The sequence below is a fragment of the Flavobacterium sp. Leaf359 genome (genome assembly GCF_001423985.1).
GTDB classification, from domain to species: Bacteria; Bacteroidota; Bacteroidia; order Flavobacteriales; family Flavobacteriaceae; genus Flavobacterium; species Flavobacterium lindanitolerans.
Genome location: NZ_LMPW01000014.1, coordinates 118,687 through 120,828, shown reverse-complemented (window position 1 = coordinate 120,828; position 2,142 = coordinate 118,687). Strand labels below are relative to the sequence as shown.

The 2,142-nt window shown below is 47.5% G+C and carries 1 protein-coding gene and 1 pseudogene; both read left to right on the top strand.

Translation table 11 applies throughout. The annotated features are described in order from the left end of the window. Positions 1–343: OmpA family protein (locus ASG38_RS14990; RefSeq protein ID WP_157486023.1), on the top strand; the 343-nt coding region annotated here is incomplete at its 5' end. Positions 344–438: 95 nt separating this feature from the next. Beyond that, positions 439–2,142, top strand: a pseudogene (locus ASG38_RS14985) (hypothetical protein); the annotation flags it as partial.

Here is a 2,142-nt window from a genome sequence, read left to right as displayed (position 1 = left end):
CATCCTGAAAAGCATCTACTTCGAGTTCGACAGGAGCAACATCACCCAGCAGGGGGCCGCGGAACTTGACAAGCTCGTGAACGTGATGGAGAAATACCCTGACATGGTAATCTACGTGAAGTCGCATACGGACGGTAAGGGAAGTGCGGCCTACAACCTGAGGCTTTCGGAGCAGAGGGCCCAGTCTACGGTACAGTACCTGGTGTCGAAGGGCATCGGTAAGGAGCGTGTTTCGGGCAAGGGCTTCGGAAGCACGGAGCCTAAGGTGGACTGCAGGGCGAACTGCACGGAAGAGGAGGATGCGCAGAACAGGCGTTCGGAATTTAAGATTATAAAGAGATAAGACACTGTTCTTACTGATTAAAGAATATATTAACCTGACAGCTGGTCTATTGTAAGGCCGGCTGTTGGGGTTTTCAAAAAATTGCAATGATTAAAATGAGAAAGTTTCTGACAATAAGTCTTTTGGTAGTATTTGGTTATCTGGCCAAAGCCCAACAACCCAACGATTGTGTCAACGCCATAACAGTTTGCAGTAATGGCACATTCACATCCAATGCCACAGGTATAGGAAATCTACAGGAGGTATCAGGTTGTGGAGGTTTGGAACATAATTCCATATGGCTTAAAATTAATATTGCCAGTTCCGGAACTTTAGGATTTCATATAAAACCATTAGATCCTAGCATTCTTGTAGATTATGATTTTTGGGTTTATGGGCCAAACAGAAGCTGTTCCAATTTAGGAAGTCCTATCCGTTGTGCTACAACTAACCCTAATCTAGCTGGACAGACAAGTAATCATACAGGCATGTATGCAAGTACGACAGCTACTCAGGTTGGCCCTGGAGCTAATGGTGATGGTTATGTACGATGGCTGAATGTGACAGCAGGACAATCCTATTATATCGCTATCGACAGGCCGGTAGGAGACGGTGGTTTTGAACTGGAATGGATTGGTACAGCAACTTTTCCGGGAGCACCGCTAGCCAATGCTATTGGAGAAAGAAGAACCTGTAGCAATACACCCAATGTGGGATTGTTCGATCTTAATTCCTACAGAAGCCTTATTAATCCTGATCTCACAAATAATACAGTAACCTTTCATACAACATTAGCAGATGCTGTTGACGGGGTATCACCTTTGCCAAACATAATCAGTAACTCCCCAAATCCCCAGCAAATTTTTGCAAGGGTCACTGATAATGTTACCAAATGTTACAGTATCGTTGATTTATCTCTGAGAGTCTATCCTATACCCACTGCCACAATAACCGCATCGACTGCTACAGCCTGTTTGGGCGAACAGGTATCATTTACGATTAACGGAACACCCAATGCCATAATCGATTTCACGGTCAATTCAGGCCCCACACGCACAGTAACTTTAAATGCAAGCGGAGTTCATACCTTTTCAGAGACTTATACAGGTCCGATTACTTGTAGTTTAGTAGAAGGAAGAATAGTAGATTCAAATAATATTGTTGTTTGTTCACAATTGCTCACAAGTCAGGCAACAGTTGGACCAACAGTTATTACCGCCGATATTACTACGGCAGACACATCAATCTGCGAGGGCAGCAGCCTTACCATCGACGTTCAGGGAACCCCTGGCACGGTGGTAACCTATACGGATCCAGCGGGTGTACAACAGACCGTAAACCTTGACACAGCGGGCAACGGTACGATAACGCTTCCTACGGGCACGCCTGTGGGCACCTATACCTATACGCTCGTGAAGGTGGCCACAACCGGCACGCCTCCGTGCGAGCAAAACGTTACGGATTCGGTAACCATCACGGTAAGACCAATCCCTACGGCAACAATCCATCCGGTAGACACCCAGGTATGCCTTGGCAGCCCTTCCAGGGTAAGAATTACCGGAGAGGCTGGTGCTAGCGTCGACTATACGCTTGACGGTGTGGCCCAGACCCCTATCACAATTCCTGCCAGCGGTGAATACTTCATCCTTGAGGTACTTGCCACTGCAGGCATGCACGACTACGACCTCGTAAGGGTTACATCCGGTACAGCCCCATTCTGCACCCAGCCACAGACAGGCAGGGTTACCATCGAGGTTACTGATGCGCCAACTGCGACGATATCGACCTCCACGCCTGTAATCTGCGAAAACGGCAGCGGC